This is a genomic window from Wenjunlia tyrosinilytica (assembly GCF_014646055.1).
Taxonomy (GTDB): Bacteria; Actinomycetota; Actinomycetes; order Streptomycetales; family Streptomycetaceae; genus Wenjunlia; species Wenjunlia tyrosinilytica.
On the sequence record NZ_BMMS01000033.1, the window covers coordinates 75,379 to 89,448 of the forward strand.

A 14,070-nucleotide genomic window follows, 5' to 3' on the forward strand; every position below is an offset into this window, starting at 1 on the left:
ACCGGCTGTTTTAGGCTTTGCCCATGAGCACTCTTGAACCCGAGCCCTCCCTGGAGCCCTCGCGCGGTACCGGCACCGGGACCCTCGTCGAGCCGACACCGCAGGTCTCCAGCGGTGACGGCGACCACGAGCGCTTCGCCCACTACGTCCAGAAGGACAAGATCATGGAGAGCGCGCTCTCCGGATCCCCTGTCGTCGCGCTGTGCGGCAAGGTGTGGGTGCCGGGCCGGGACCCGAAGAAGTACCCCGTCTGCCCCATGTGCAAGGAGATCTTCGAGTCCATGCCCGCCGGTGGCGGCGACAGGGACAAGAGCGGCAAGGGCGGCGGCAAGAAGGACTGAGCCTCGCGGTGTCGGTCGTGAGGCACGCGCGGTGAGTCCTCGGCGTCTCGATGTCCGCAGCTCAACAGCTCGATGTCCGCAGTGCGGCAGCGCCCGCACCCGTGGAGCATCCGAACACATACGGCACGTGTACGCTATCTGCGCAAAGTCTTCACAATGCCTTCACGACGCGCGTGCTCGGAGCGTGACGGTACGGCCCCCGACCGCAGCAGGCGGATTCGAGGGGCCGTTTCCCGTCCCGGGGCGGGGGATGATGCCCCCATGGCCATGGAGATCATCCCGGCACCGCGCGTCACGTCCCCCGCGTCGGGGACGCCCTTCGTCCTCGACGAGCACACCGCGCTGACCGCCGGTCCGGAGGCGGCCGGCGAGGCACGCCGACTGCGTTCCGCGCTCGGCGCCGCGACCGGATTCCCCCTCCTGCCGGGCCGGGGCGGCCTGCCGGGCGGGGGAAGGGCGAGAATCCATCTGGAGGTGGACCCCTCCCTGCCCGACGAGGGGTACCGGCTCGAGGTGGGCGCCGAAAGGGTCGGGATCACCGGTGGCGGGCCCGCCGGGGTGTCCTGGGGCGGGCAGACCCTTCGGCAGCTGCTCGGCCCGGACGCCTTCCGCCGGGCACCCCTGCCGGACCGCGCCTGGCGGCTGGAGCCGGGCGTGATCGAGGACGCCCCGCGCTTCGCCTGGCGCGGCATGCTCCTCGACGTGGCCCGCCACTTCATGCCGAAGGACGGGGTACTGCGCTACCTGGACCTGCTGGCCGCCCACAAGCTCAACGTCCTCCACCTCCACCTGACCGACGATCAGGGCTGGCGCATCGAGATCCAGCGCTATCCGCGGCTGACCGAGCAGGGTGCCTGGCGCGAGCGGTCGATGCTCGGCGGAAGGCAGCACGGCCAGTGGGAGGAGCGCCCGCACGGCGGCTTCTACACCCAGGACGACATCCGCGAGATCGTCGCGTACGCCGCCGAGCGGCACATCGCCGTCGTCCCGGAGATCGACGTACCCGGCCACTCCCAGGCGGCGATCGCCGCCTATCCGGAACTCGGCAACACCGACGCGGTCGACACCGGATCCCTTGCGGTGTGGACGCGTTGGGGCATCAACGAGAACGTGCTCGCTCCCACCGACGCCGTCCTCGCCTTCTACGAGAACGTCCTGACGGAGGTACTGGCCCTCTTTCCGGGCCGGTTCGTCCACATCGGCGGCGACGAGTGCCCCAAGGCGCAGTGGAAGGCGTCCCCGGCGGTGCGGGCGAGGATCGCCGAACTCGGGCTCAACGGCGAGGACGAGCTCCAGAGTTGGTTCATCCGGCACTTCGACACCTGGCTGGCCGAGCGCGGGCGGCGCCTCATCGGCTGGGACGAGATCCTCGAGGGAGGGCTCGCGGCCGGGGCGGCCGTCTCCTCCTGGCGCGGCTACGCCGGCGGAATCGCCGCCGCCGAAGCCGGACATGACGTGGTGATGTGCCCCGAGCAGCAGGTCTACCTCGACCACCGCCAGGCGGAGGGCGAGCAGGAGCCCATCCCCGTCGGCTATGTGCGCACTCTGGAGGACGTCTACCGGTTCGAGCCCGTTCCACCGCAGTTGGCAGGGACGGCCGAGGCGGCGCACGTCATCGGGACCCAGGCGAATGTGTGGACGGAGATGATGGACTCGGCGCGGTACGTCGACTACATGGCCTTCCCCCGCCTGTGCGCTTTCAGCGAAGTGGCCTGGTCGTCCCTCGCCCCGCCGCTCGAACGCGACTTCGCCGACTTCGAACACCGGATGGACGCCCACTACCGCCGTCTCGACGCCCTGGGGGTCGAATACCGGCCGCCCGGCGGGCCCTTGCCGTGGCAGCGCCGCCCCGGAGTGCTTGGCCGCCCGATCGAAGGGCCGCCCCCGATCGTGTGAGCCGGACCGTGATCGCGGGTGGACTGCCGTGGCGCCTGGCACCGTTGACCCGACGATGCCGCTTCGGCGACAAACAGCCCACCTCGAACGAACGGTGCACAACGGACGAACCAGCCCTTCGCGGGCCCTCGCGATGATCAAACCAAAACATGTGCCAGAGTTGCCCCCGGGCTGTCAGCACGTACCGTACGGCGGAAGTGGGAAGGGGCAGCGGGGTGAGCACGTTGGGACGGCAGATGGAGCAGGTGGTCGTAACTCCCGCCTCTCTCGACGAGGCGGTGGCGGCGCTGTCCGCCAGACCCGAAGCCGTGCCCGTCGCGGGCGGCACCGACCTGATGGCGGCGGTCAACTCGGGACATCTGCGACCCGCGGGACTCGTCGGCCTCGGCCGGATCAACGAGCTGCGCGGCTGGCAGTACCAGGACGGCCACGCCCTGCTCGGCGCCGGACTGACCCACGCCCGCATGGGGCGCCCCGACTTCGCCGCGCTCATCCCGGCGCTGGCCGCGGCCGCCCGTACGGCCGGGCCTCCGCAGATCCGCAACGCGGGCACGCTCGGCGGCAACATCGTCACCGCCGCCCCCACCGGTGACTCCCTGCCCGTGCTGGCCGCCCTCGAGGCCACGGTCGTGCTCGCCGGGCCGGACGGAGCCTCCCGCGAGGTCCCCGTCAGCCACCTGCTCACCGGCCTCGACCCGCTGCGCACGGGAGAACTCGTGGCCTTTGTCCGGGTTCCGCTGCTGCACGCCCCGCAGACGTTCCTCAAGGCGACCGGCAGGTCGGGCCCGGCCCGTGCCATCGCCTCCGTGGCCGTCGTCCTCGACCCGGCGCGGCGCGCGGTGCGCTGCGCCGTCGGCGCGGTCGCCCCGGTGCCGCTGCGGCCCCTGGAGGCCGAGAACTGGGTGGCGAGCTGCATCGACTGGGACGGCAAACGCCGGATAGCACCCGAGGCGTGCGAAGCCTTCGGGGATTATGTGGCTGTGGCATGCGTACCGGCACCGGAACCCGAGGAATCGGCGCCGCCCGCCGGCGTGGTCCAACTGCGGCGCACGGTGTCCGTGCTGGCCCGCCGAGCACTGGGAAGGGCGCTGGCATGAGCGACGGCAACAGCCACGGCGACGGCCACCGCCGCGGCGCCCGGCAGGACGACGGCCGCGGCGCCCGGCAGGACGACGGCCGCGGCGCCGAGGAGGCGAACGGCTTCGCGGCCAAACAGGGCGTCTGGGAGCCCGTCCCGCACGGGGGCGACTTCGACCCCGAGGGCACGGCGCACTTCCGCTTCCCCGATCTTCCTCCGGTGGGCGACGGCCACGACCCGCTCGCCGCACCCGGCAGGGGCGTCCCACCACCATGGCAGCCCCCACCCTCCTTCGGCGACGCACTGCTGGACCAGACGGGCCAGGAGGACTCGCCCCCCGCCCCGGACGAGAGCCACGGGCGGGTCCCGGCCGAGCAGGGACCGCGGGCACCCGGCCTCGCCTGGAAGGGCGAGGACCCGGTACCGCCCCCCGCCCCGGTACCTCCCCCCGCCCCGCCGCCGGTGCCCGGCCCCCCCGCGGGCGGCCCGCCCGGGACCGGCCCTTCCGAGGCCGCCGCGCCGCCGCGCACCGCCCAGGAGCCCGAGGCCGCCGAGGCGCTGCCCTCCCCCCAGGACGGACCCGTGCCGCGCCTGGAGCACCCCCTGACCTCGTACGTGCTGAGGGTCAACGGCGCCGACCGGCCCGTCACCGGCGCCTGGCTGGGGGAGAGCCTGCTCTACGTCCTGCGCGAGCGCCTCGGCCTCGCCGGGGCCAAGGACGGCTGCGAGCAGGGCGAGTGCGGAGCCTGCTCCGTTCAGGTGGACGGCCGGCTCGTCGCCTCCTGCCTCGTCCCCGCCGCCACCGCCGCGGGCTGCGAGGTGCGCACCGTCGAGGGCCTGGCCGCCGGCGGTGAGGCCTCCGACGTCCAGCGGGCGCTGACCGAGTGCGGGGCCGTGCAGTGCGGCTACTGCGTGCCCGGACTGGCCATGGCCGTCTCCGACCTGCTCTCGGGCAACCACCACCCCACCGAGCTCGAGACCCGGCAGGCGCTGTGCGGCAACCTGTGCCGCTGCACCGGCTACCGCGGAGTCCTCGCCGCCGTGCGCGAGGTCGTCGCCTCCCGTGAGGCCGCGGCCGCGCCGGAGACCGAACAGGGCGAGAACACCGTGCACATCCCGCATCAAGCAGGCCCGGACTCCAACTGGAACGGGGGAGGCAGCACCCAATGACCGGTCCCGACGCCGCCACCGCTACTCCTCCCGCGGGCACCCGCGTTCCGCAGGCGGACCCCCGGCCCCACGGCCTCGGCGCGTCCGTCCCGCCCCTGGACGCGCTCGCCAAGGCCCAGGGGACCTTCCCCTACGCGGCCGACCTGTGGGCCGAGGGCCTGCTGTGGGCCGCCGTGCTGCGCTCGCCGCACCCGCACGCCCGGATCCTCAGGATCGACACGGCACCGGCCGTCGCCCTGCCCGGTGTGCACAGCGTCGTCACCGCCGAGGACGTGCCCGGTGAGGCGCTCCAGGGCAGGCGGGTCCACGACCGCCCGGTGTTCGCCTCCGAGCTCGTGCGCCACCACGGCGAGCCGATCGCCGCCGTGGCCGCGGACCATCCCGACACCGCCCGGCTGGCCGCCGCCGCCATCGTTGTCGAGTACGAGGTGCTGGAGCCCGTCACCGACCCCGAGCAGGCGTTCAACGCGCCCCCGCTGCACCCCGACGGCAATCTGATCCGCCACATCCCGCTGTGCTTCGGCGACCCGGACATCATCGGCGACGTGATCGTCGAGGGCCTGTACCGCGTCGGCCGCCAGGACCCCGCCCCGATCGGGGCGGAGGCGGGTCTGGCCGTGCCCCGCCCGGACGGCGGGGTCGAGCTGTACGTGGCGAGCACCGACCCGCACACCGACCGGGATCTCGCCGCCGCCTGCTTCGGCCTGGAGCAGGAGCGGGTCAGGGTCGTGGTCACCGGTGTGCCCGGCGCGATGGGCGACCGCGAGGACGCGGGCATGCAGATCCCGCTGGGCCTGCTGGCGCTGCGGACCGGGCACCCGGTCAAGCTCGTCGCGACCCGCGAGGAGTCCTTCCTCGGGCATGTGCACCGCCACCCCACCCTGCTGCGCTACCGCCACCACGCCGACACCGAGGGCCGCCTGGTCAAGGTGGAGGCGCAGATCCTGCTCGACGCGGGCGCCTACGCCGACACCTCCGCCGAGGCGCTGGCCGCCGCGGTCGCGTTCGCGTGCGGCCCCTACGTCGTTTCGCACGCCTTCGTCGAGGGCTGGGCGGTCCGCACCAACAACCCCCCCTCCGGCCATGTGCGCGGCGAGGGCGCCATGCAGGTGTGCGCCGCGTACGAGGGCCAGATGGACAAGCTCGCGGCCAAGCTCGGCATGGACCCCGTCGAGCTGCGCATGCGCAATGTCATGGCCACCGGCGACCTGATGCCCACCAGCCAGTCCGTGACCTGCCCCGCCCCCGTCGGCGAGCTGCTCCAGGCGGTGCGGGAGGCCCCGCTGCCGCCGCTGCCCGTGGACGACACCGAGGCGGCCTGGCTGCTGCCCGGCGGCCCGGACGGCGCGGGCGACCCCGCCGCCGTGCGCCGCGGCGTCGGCTACGGCGTCGGCATGGTGCACATGCTGGGCATCGAGGGCGCCGACGAGGTGTCCACGGCGACCGTGCGGATCTCCAACGGCTCGGCCACGGTGATCTGCGCCGCCGTCGAGACCGGCCAGGGCTTCAGCACGCTGGCCCGGCAGATCGTGCAGGAGGTGCTCGGCGTCGACGAGGTGCACGTCGCGCCCGTCGACACCGACCAGCCCCCCGCGGGCGCCTCGGCCCGCGGCCGCCACACCTGGGTCTCCGGCGGCGCGGTGGAGCGGGCGGCCAAGATGGTCCGCACCCAGCTCCTCCAGCCGCTCGCCGCGCGGTTCGGCATGTCGGTGGAGCTGCTGAGCATCGCCGACGGCAAGATCACCTCCTACGACGGGGTGCTCAGCACCACGGTCGCGGAGGCACTGGAGGGCAAGGAGCTGTGGGCGACCGCGCAGTGCCGCCCGCACCCGACCGAGCCACTGGACGAGTTCGGGCAGGGGGACGCCTTCGTCGGCCTGGCCTTCGCCGCGATGCGCGCCGTGGTCGACGTGGACATCGAGATGGGCACCATCCGGGTCGTCGAGGTGACCGTGGCCCAGGACGTCGGCCGGGTGCTCAACCCCCGCCGGCTCGCCGCCAGGATCGAGGCCGGGGTCACCCAGGGCGTCGGCATGGCGCTCATGGAGGACCTGCGCACCAGCCACGGCCTCGTGCAGAAGCCCGGCTTCACCGGCTACGCGCTGCCGACGGCCCTGGACGCCCCCGATGTGGTGATCGCCAAACTGGTCGAGGAACGGGACGTGGTGGCGTCCTTCGGCGCGAAGGCGGCGGGCGCGGTGCCGGTCGTCGTGGCTCCGGCGGCCGTCGCCTCGGCGGTGCGGTCGGCGACCGGCCGCCCGATCAACCGGCTGCCGATCCGGCCGCAGAACGCGATCGTCGCTCAGCCGGCTCCGCCTCCGCCCCACGGGTGAGCGGGTAGCAGGCGAGCCCGATCAGCGCGGCGCTGAAGTGGCCGAAGTCGGTGAACGTGTGCGAGGTCACCAGCGGGACGCTGAAGTACGCCAGCACTGCGGCGAGGTACACCCAGCGCAGCCGCGCGGGCACCCGGTAGGCCAGCACGGCGGCGACCCCGGCGATGGCGTAGGAGACGCCGATGTCGATGGTGAACGCGCGCGAGTGGGCGACGGTGTGCGTCCTGATGCCCACCCATACCAGGTACTGGCTCACGAGCGTCGCCCCGACGTGCGAGCAGACCACGACGGCCAGCCAGCGGCGGGTGCCCAGCAGGCGCTCGGCCGGGACGTGGAAGACATGGAACGCGACCAGCCACAGCAGGAAAGACGGCTTCTCGGTCCAGAAGGCACTGACCACCAGGACCCACACGGGATTGTGGAACAGCCCCACGAGATTGGTGCTGTTGCTGAGCAGGAACCAGTCCCGCACATGGTCCGGCATCTCGGCCAGCGCCCGGGAGTTCGCCCAGAGGATGAACAGCCAGATATAGGTCCCGGGAGCGGCGCACACCCACCCGACGACCGCGTGGACCCCCCTGCGCACGGCGGCGAGGGCTCGGTTGAACTCCATCCTCCGGATTCGACCACACCCCGACGGTCCCCCGCTCGCCCGGGGGTCGACCCCCGCCCCTTCGGCTCCGCCCCGGGGACAGTCCCGCGCGCCTGGCGTCGGCCCCGGCGCCGTCGCAGCGGTGACCGTGTTCTGGGCCGTTGTCTTCTAGGCCGTCACGACCGGGATCCGGCCGCCGCCGTAGCCGCCACCGTCCCCGGCACGCGCTGAGTAGATCTAGGCACGATCAATCTCAAACCACACGGTCTTACCGACCGCGTAATCACCGTTTACCTTGCGCGGAAGAACACCCCAGCGCGTTGCCATGGTCGCCACCAGCACCAGACCTCGCCCCTGCTCGTCCTGATCAAGCGCATGGCGGAGCACCGGAATCGTCTTGGATGCGTCAGATACCTCAACGCGGAGCCTCTGCTCGGTGACCTCGAACACGGTCTGGATCTGCCGGCCGGGTGAGGTGTGCGCATGGTTGACCGCGTTGGTGAGCAATTCGGAGAGCAAGAGTTTTGCAGAATCGATCAACTCCTCGGCATGCCAGCACCGCAGATACCGAGCCAACTGGCAGCGGGCCAGGTAGACGCACTTGGGATGCCGGTTCCACCTCCAGTGCATCACCTTGGGGGCCGGGTGTTCATCCTCAACAGTGATGGTCATCCGGTGGTTCCTCCGCGCCTGGTCAGGGTTCCTGGCAGGTCGGAACGCTACGGGCCAACTCGACGTACCATCAACGGGTTTGCGCATGTTTGCGCTATCACCTTGACGAGGTCAAAATTGCGCCTCAAGCTCTCATCGGCTCGCAAACAACAGCAACCCCGACGACGGGAGAGCGATCATGCAGCTACGGTTCCTGGGTAAGAACTCCACGCCAGGGGACTCCCCGACGCTGTACGCCACGGATCGGGAAACCTACGTGGTGCAGGGCTGGATCGTGACAGCGGGGGACGTCCTCATGAAGCTTGACGTTCCCGACAGCGAGACGGCCGTAGAGGTGCCAACGGAGCTCTTCGAGCACTTGGCCAACGACGGACTGTCCGGTGCCGTTGCGACCTGGCAGCCGCCGATCGTGCACGTCACCGAGGAGGGCAATTGCGTCGTACAAGGCGTACGTATCACTGATCCTGAGGCGCTGGCGCAGATGCGCATGCCCCACTACGAGAGCTGCGTCGAAGTCAGCAAAGCGGCCATAGTGGCCCTACTGGAGGAGAGTGCCGGTGGAACTGATCACAAGTGATCAGCGGGACGAGCTGTTCGACAGCTTCGAACATGACGCCTTCCACCTGGAGCTTCGCGACGACTACGGCTCGCCGGTTGAAGACGCTCCGTACGCCAAGTGGCAACGAGGGGAGTCTGACGACTACCGCTGGCTTGACCCGTGGACGGATCGGATGCGCAAGGCGACCGCGGCGGGGAAAACTGTTCGCCGCGTCCGAGTCGTCTCCGAACCCATCAGTCAGTACGTCACGTGGGAGCACTCGCTTACGCACCTGAACCAAATCGCAGGTGAAGATATCCGCTGGCTGCCCCGCCACCAGCTCCCACAGGACATCACATTCCCGGTCAATGGGAACGACTGGTGGCTGTTTGACAGCGGCCTCGTGGCGGTTGGCCACTTCCATGACGATGGCCGTGTCAAGGGCTCAGAGCTCATCACCGATCCGATCATCGTGGCCGAGTGCATCAAGGTTCGCGACCTGCTCTGGTCTCTTGCTGTCCCGCACACCGCGTACGAGCCTCGTCGATAACCGCCGTGGCCAATCAAGCACAAGAAGCACGTGAGGTGCTCGGCGCTCGGCTGCGTGATCTCCGTAGGGAAGCGGGACTCACGGGCCGGGCGCTGGCCGCATCGGCCGGCTGGCAACTATCCAAGGTCTCGCGTATCGAGCATGGGAAGCAAAACGTCAGCGAGAGTGACATCCGGGTGTGGTGCCGAACAGTCGGTACTGAGAAGGAAATTCCTGATCTGATCGCCACAGTTCGTCACATCGATGCCATGTGGCTTGAATGGCGACGCATGTTCGCCTCAGGAACAAAGCGGCGCCAGCAGCGTTCCATCGATCTCTACGAAAAAACAAAGGTCTTTCGGGTCTACCACCCAACCGTTGTGTGGGGAACCATCCAAACAGCTGAATACGCGGCCGAGATCCTCCGGCAAGTGGTGGACTTCTACGAGATCCCCGACGATGTTGAAGAGGGCGTCGCCAAGCGCATGGAGCGGCAGCAGTACTTGTATCGGGGCGACCGCCGCTACAACGTAATTCTGGGGGAGCAAGCGCTCTACACCCGATTCGGTGACGCCAACATCATGCGCGGGCAACTGGACCGGCTGTTGGCAGTGATGACATTGCCGCGGCTGAGCCTGGGGATCATCCCCACGAAGGCCGCCTACCGCATCTGGCCTGGGAACGCGTTTACGACCTTTGACGACCGCATGGTGATGGTGGAGACCTACTCGGCCGAGCTGACGGTTACCCAGCCTCGCGAAATCGCGCTGTACAACCGAGCCTTCTCGCTGCTACAACAATCCGCCCTCTACGGGAAACCGGTGCGCGAGCTCATCTCGGATGCACTCGACGATCTTGACGGGTAAAAGCGTAGCTCTCACTTAGGCTTCTTCGGCTTCAACCCTAAAAAAATGCAGACATCCTTACGGATTCGTTGCCACGCTTCGCGTCGTTCGTAACGGCGCTGCTGGACATGCTTTGTCCAGACCCGGTTGATAAATTCGCGCTGACCCTTGGAGTCGCCAGGTCTCCAATTAGAATATCCGGTAGTGACTCAGTCATCCAAGGCTTGAAAATAGCCTTGAGGATCTTTCTTGATCTCTCCCTTAGATCACCTTGGTCTTATATCGATCGGCTGATCCGGCCCTTCCGGTGAGCGCTCATGTTGCATATCTCTTCTGTTATAGAAAATTCAACCAAGGTTGTCAACAAGCAAACCACCCAATCGGCCGAGCATTACAACGCGTATGCAGGGTAGTCCTACAGCATGTCTCTGGGGTGGCTTAACCCGCAAACATGGTGGCGATGGGAAGTGGGAACAGGCATGGCCTGTCTAGCCGCAGCTACTGCCTATGTCCTCCAAGGTTGGGAACGCTGGCAGTTCGCCCTTTCTGGGGGTGTCTGTGCCGCGCTTGCAATCCTGTTACCTATCCGCGAAACAAGAAAGAAGGACGAGGCGCTTGTAGCTGCTAACAAGAGGGCAGATGCAGCAAGTAGCGATGCGCGGGCGCAAGAAAAGAGGAGGCTCTTCTTCGCTCTAGAACCATTAGCCAAAGAGTTGGTTACCCTCACGGGGAAAGAGCACGCAGACCCAGGAGACACAAAGCGGCACCTTAAACAGATGGTGGCACATACTATTGCACCCATGATGGGGGAAAGCGTGCGACTTGCGTTCTTCAAGTACGAATTGGCGCCCAGGCGGCTAGTGTTCGACGCGGTTTCCCACGGGCGAAACGGGAAACCGGGAATCGAATTTCGCAGGAAAAATAAGCCTGGCAGAACTGTTCTAGAGTATATGCTCAATGCCAATCAGCCTGCCGTGTTTGTGGCTAAAGTGCAAGCTCCGTCCGCGGAAGAAGATGTAGAGCCGCCTCCAGGATGGGCTATCCAACACGAGTACGAGTCATTTGCTGCTGCGGCCATCCGGCGAGCTGATCCAAAACTACATGGGATAATCACGCTCGACTCGCCGAACCAAGGAATCTTGACAAAGGAAGACGCAGATATTCTCGCCATTATTGGCCATCTTGTGGCCGCAGGGCTCCAGGCAGCTGAAAGAACGCCTACACCGCCGCGGGTTGGAGAAAACAGCTCAACTCCCTGAGGCTTTGGCCGGTGGCCTGTATCGCGTTGGGAGAGGGGCATCCGTACGCTTGCGCCGGATCGGGCAGCTCTACAGCTGGCATACGAGAGCGAATTATACGAGGCTTCAGGACAAGAAAGCTGTAAGTCGACTTACAACTAAGGTGGTCAATGCAGACCGACTTTAATCCTTCCCATAACATACAAGGCGAAAACCAACCCCCATAGAGCCAGAAGGAAAAACAGGAGCAGAGACTGCTTCGCCCTCTTAATGTGCCTCCCGAGGGTTGTTGTGTCCTGTACCAACAAGAGCGACGATGCAAAAGTTACAGGAAACAGAATTGCAAGAACATCAGACGTTGTGAGATGCTCACAACCTGCGAATCCGAGACGGACAACCAAGTAGATGGCGGACCAAGTAGCTACAATAAACCCCCAGCCCATAAAAAGTCGCATCCATGTGGGCAAGAGCCGGCACTCTATCCACAACCGCTGCATTCGACTGTCGGGCCTTCGGCGGGCGGCTTTTGAGTCGTACCGAGAATAGTATTCACGAGTTCTATGTTCCGCGTCTGGGCGCTCTGTCGACGGAATTTGAGAATAGGTCTCATCACGGGCGCCAGTTCCCCAAAAGCCAAGCTGCACACTCGTATCATCCACCCGAATGTTTACATGATTGGACTCCGCATCGGCAAAAGCAACATATTGCCGCACCCGAGGTGCTATTCGGTCACAAAACCACGTTCCAAGCCAAGCGAGGCGACTGCGTTCTTCTTTAGGTGAATTGAACAAAACCTCGCGTTTTTCACGCACCTCAATCAAGAAATGCTCATTAAGTGGAATCTCGCATCGGGCAAAAGCTTCCCATCGCCGACCGTAACTGAAGTAGGTGTAGAGCAGACTCTTGGCGGCATCGTTGTCGGCCGCTGCCCGATTCTTCGCTTGGCGCAGTAACAAGCGCAGTCTCCTCAACAGCTTCAGAGCATCACGTTCTGTCATATGAGGATGGTTCCTAAAGAGCTCGGGGAGGGCCAGAAGCGGATACTCTGCCGCACTATGATCAGTCGAAAGCATGTATCCTTCGATGAAGCTTCCGATGTCTTCGGCTACCTGGTGACAATGGTTGAATACAGTTTCATCACGAACCCCTCGATCGATAGCCTTCTTGACATACTTGATGCCGGGATTGGTCTTGCGCCCCATCTTCTGCCACCACAGCAATGGATGCCGAAACGGGCGCTTATAGTTGTTCAGCTCCCCCTTCAGCGCAGTTGGATCGAAGGTGAATATGGCTGTTAGCAGTGGATCGAGGCGGTTAACGCCGCATTGACGCACTGGCGTACGTTCCGCAAGGCGACGAAAGTATCGAGCTTGAATCTCTCCATTTTCCTTACGCGAAACCCGATGAACTCTCTCGCCAGCAACGGTGAACGTGAGATCCACTTGAGACACCTTAGGAAAGTCCCCAATTGGCAAAAGGATCGTTGCGCGATCCGGCCCGAACGTTGGAGGATCACCGAACTGCTCATGCAGAAATGCGGACAATGACTTAATTCCTCGGAGCGGTTTAATGTGAATCTCACGCTCCCGTTCAGACCAGAGCGCACTGGTAAGAAGAATGCGTTCTACAGCCCTAAGTCGCCAAGCGAAGGGATCGTCCAAGAGTAGAAATGCAAGATTCTCTTGAGGGTTCTTTCCGTCGAAGACGTTGCGTGACCGCCGAAACCAAGAGCGCATAGCCTCTTCCACCCCAAAAATGCCACTTGACTTACAAAAAGGATATGGTAGAAGGAGAGATGTAGATACTATATGGAAAAAGGGACACGATGGCAGTGGTGGCAGAAAGGGCGTCACCCAGAGAAGGAGGATCAGTACGGCCTCACCTCCTTAGATTACAAGTATCTCGAACATGACGGAAGGGTTTATCGAGTGGATGCATGCGTTATCAAAAATGGGACATTTGCAAAAATCAAACACCCGGAGAGGCCGATCTTCTCAATCCAAGAATGGCGGGAAAAGCGAGCTTGGGTGAAAAGGTACAAAGCTCGAAATCGCAAACGAGGGCTCGGGCCTGTGGGTAATAGTGAATAGCAAGCTCAAGACGGTTGATCCCTGTTCGCTTTCAAAAAGTCTATTTCCCTCCACCTGATCTCGCATCTCAAGCATCACCCATTTGGCCTACATCAAGGCCCGGCCCAGCCTGCCTCGAAGGGTTGACAGGCACCTCCATGGCCGTACGCTCCACTGCGTGGACATTGAGGTGACTCTGCTTGCCGAGGAGCACAGAGCCGGGCTGCACGCCCTACTGACCGCCGTGAACTGGGGACGACTGGCGCAAGAGCTGGCACAAGGCGGCCTGAGTACACACTCCCCGTACGTCGCCTTGAGTGATGGGAAGGTGGTCGGTTGGCTCGAAGGCGTACTGACCAACTACGAGGACACCCGAGTCTCGCTGTATCCCCCACCGCAGACAAGAATCAACTACGTGCTCACCGCCCCTTCTATGCGCCGAGCGGGCATCGGTTCGGCACTCCTCCACCGCTTCGCCGCAGACGCTGCGGTGGCTGAACGGAGCTTTGTTGTGCTGTGGGCGGATGAGCGCGAGCCCGGGGCCCGCCTGGCATTTTTCGCGGCCTGCGGCTTTGAGCCGATACCCGATTCCGGGTTCCTCGGTGTACGAGTTGATGTCCTACTGGCGAACACGGCTCGTTGAGTCAGGCCGCCAGGGAGCCTCAGTACCGATCCCCCAGCCGATGCACTGAGCTTTTTCAGCGCGGTCACTGATCGGGTGACGGAATCGACGCCCGCAACGCACGCGGCTCCCGTGCCGTTGGGGGAG

The 14,070-nt window shown here is 65.7% G+C and carries 12 protein-coding genes and 1 pseudogene; 10 read left to right on the forward strand and 3 right to left on the reverse strand.

Annotation, left to right across the window (positions count from 1 at the left end):
- The first annotated feature begins 23 nt into the window (after positions 1-23).
- The 5 genes and pseudogenes from IEY86_RS29300 (at position 24) to IEY86_RS29320 (ending at position 6,818) form a co-directional block, all read left to right on the forward strand.
- Complete coding sequence (locus IEY86_RS29300) at positions 24-341, forward strand: DUF3039 domain-containing protein (RefSeq protein ID WP_189134911.1); 318 nt, start codon at positions 24-26, stop codon at positions 339-341.
- Positions 342-608: 267 nt separating this feature from the next.
- Positions 609-2,237, forward strand: a complete 1,629-nt coding sequence (locus IEY86_RS29305; protein ID WP_189134927.1) for a beta-N-acetylhexosaminidase — start codon at positions 609-611, stop codon at positions 2,235-2,237.
- A gap of 236 nt (positions 2,238-2,473) precedes the next feature.
- Entirely contained in the window at positions 2,474-3,334 is an 861-nt protein-coding gene (locus tag IEY86_RS29310; RefSeq protein ID WP_229698860.1) for an FAD binding domain-containing protein, read from the forward strand.
- A gap of 347 nt (positions 3,335-3,681) precedes the next feature.
- Positions 3,682-4,485, forward strand: a pseudogene (locus tag IEY86_RS38260) ((2Fe-2S)-binding protein); the annotation flags it as partial.
- Positions 4,482-6,818, forward strand: a complete 2,337-nt coding sequence (locus IEY86_RS29320; protein WP_189134914.1) for a xanthine dehydrogenase family protein molybdopterin-binding subunit — start codon at positions 4,482-4,484, stop codon at positions 6,816-6,818. The pseudogene IEY86_RS38260 and the gene IEY86_RS29320, both read left to right, overlap by 4 nt.
- On the opposite strand, the gene IEY86_RS29325 is transcribed toward IEY86_RS29320, so the two are convergent.
- Positions 6,748-7,431: a rhomboid-like protein gene (locus IEY86_RS29325; protein ID WP_189134915.1), complete on the reverse strand. Its 684-nt coding sequence runs from the start codon at positions 7,429-7,431 to the stop codon at positions 6,748-6,750. The genes IEY86_RS29320 and IEY86_RS29325 overlap by 71 nt on opposite strands.
- 216 nt (positions 7,432-7,647) lie before the next feature.
- Positions 7,648-8,082 carry an ATP-binding protein gene (locus IEY86_RS29330; protein ID WP_189134916.1) on the reverse strand — a complete coding sequence of 145 codons (435 nt, stop codon included), beginning with the start codon at positions 8,080-8,082 and terminating at the stop codon, positions 7,648-7,650.
- A 178-nt stretch (positions 8,083-8,260) separates the two neighbouring features.
- On the opposite strand from IEY86_RS29330, the gene IEY86_RS29335 reads away from it, so the two are divergent.
- From IEY86_RS29335 to IEY86_RS29350, 4 genes are all read left to right on the forward strand, one after another.
- The gene (locus tag IEY86_RS29335) at positions 8,261-8,659 is read left to right on the forward strand and encodes a hypothetical protein (protein WP_189134917.1); all 399 of its coding nucleotides are present in this window, start codon (positions 8,261-8,263) and stop codon (positions 8,657-8,659) included.
- Positions 8,640-9,170, forward strand: coding sequence for a DUF6879 family protein (locus IEY86_RS29340; RefSeq protein ID WP_189134918.1), 531 nt, complete (start codon positions 8,640-8,642; stop codon positions 9,168-9,170). Before IEY86_RS29335 ends, IEY86_RS29340 begins: the two co-directional genes overlap by 20 nt.
- Positions 9,171-9,175: 5 nt before the next feature.
- Positions 9,176-10,015: a helix-turn-helix domain-containing protein gene (locus IEY86_RS29345; protein WP_189134919.1), complete on the forward strand. Its 840-nt coding sequence runs from the start codon at positions 9,176-9,178 to the stop codon at positions 10,013-10,015.
- 458 nt (positions 10,016-10,473) lie between these two features.
- The gene (locus IEY86_RS29350; RefSeq protein ID WP_189134920.1) at positions 10,474-11,253 is read left to right on the forward strand and encodes a hypothetical protein; all 780 of its coding nucleotides are present in this window, start codon (positions 10,474-10,476) and stop codon (positions 11,251-11,253) included.
- 146 nt (positions 11,254-11,399) lie between these two features.
- Here the strand turns inward: IEY86_RS29350 and IEY86_RS29355 are convergent, their stop codons facing one another.
- Positions 11,400-12,776 (reverse strand): hypothetical protein, encoded by a 1,377-nt coding sequence (locus IEY86_RS29355; RefSeq protein ID WP_189134921.1) that lies wholly within the window; start codon positions 12,774-12,776, stop codon positions 11,400-11,402.
- 703 nt (positions 12,777-13,479) lie between these two features.
- Here IEY86_RS29355 and IEY86_RS29360 point away from each other — a divergent pair.
- Positions 13,480-13,944: a GNAT family N-acetyltransferase gene (locus IEY86_RS29360; RefSeq protein ID WP_189134922.1), complete on the forward strand. Its 465-nt coding sequence runs from the start codon at positions 13,480-13,482 to the stop codon at positions 13,942-13,944.
- Positions 13,945-14,070 lie beyond the last annotated feature (126 nt).

What these genes read in the sequence shown, in the direction of transcription:
- IEY86_RS29300 (WP_189134911.1), top strand. Translation starts at nt 24, where the DNA reads ATGAGCACTCTTGAACCCGAGCCCTCCCTGGAGCCCTCGCGCGGTACC.
- IEY86_RS29305 (WP_189134927.1), top strand. Translation starts at nt 609, where the DNA reads ATGGAGATCATCCCGGCACCGCGCGTCACGTCCCCCGCGTCGGGGACG.
- IEY86_RS29310 (WP_229698860.1), top strand. Translation starts at nt 2,474, where the DNA reads ATGGAGCAGGTGGTCGTAACTCCCGCCTCTCTCGACGAGGCGGTGGCG.
- IEY86_RS29320 (WP_189134914.1), top strand. Translation starts at nt 4,482, where the DNA reads ATGACCGGTCCCGACGCCGCCACCGCTACTCCTCCCGCGGGCACCCGC.
- IEY86_RS29325 (WP_189134915.1), bottom strand. Translation starts at nt 7,431, where the DNA reads ATGGAGTTCAACCGAGCCCTCGCCGCCGTGCGCAGGGGGGTCCACGCG.
- IEY86_RS29330 (WP_189134916.1), bottom strand. Translation starts at nt 8,082, where the DNA reads ATGACCATCACTGTTGAGGATGAACACCCGGCCCCCAAGGTGATGCAC.
- IEY86_RS29335 (WP_189134917.1), top strand. Translation starts at nt 8,261, where the DNA reads ATGCAGCTACGGTTCCTGGGTAAGAACTCCACGCCAGGGGACTCCCCG.
- IEY86_RS29350 (WP_189134920.1), top strand. Translation starts at nt 10,474, where the DNA reads ATGGCCTGTCTAGCCGCAGCTACTGCCTATGTCCTCCAAGGTTGGGAA.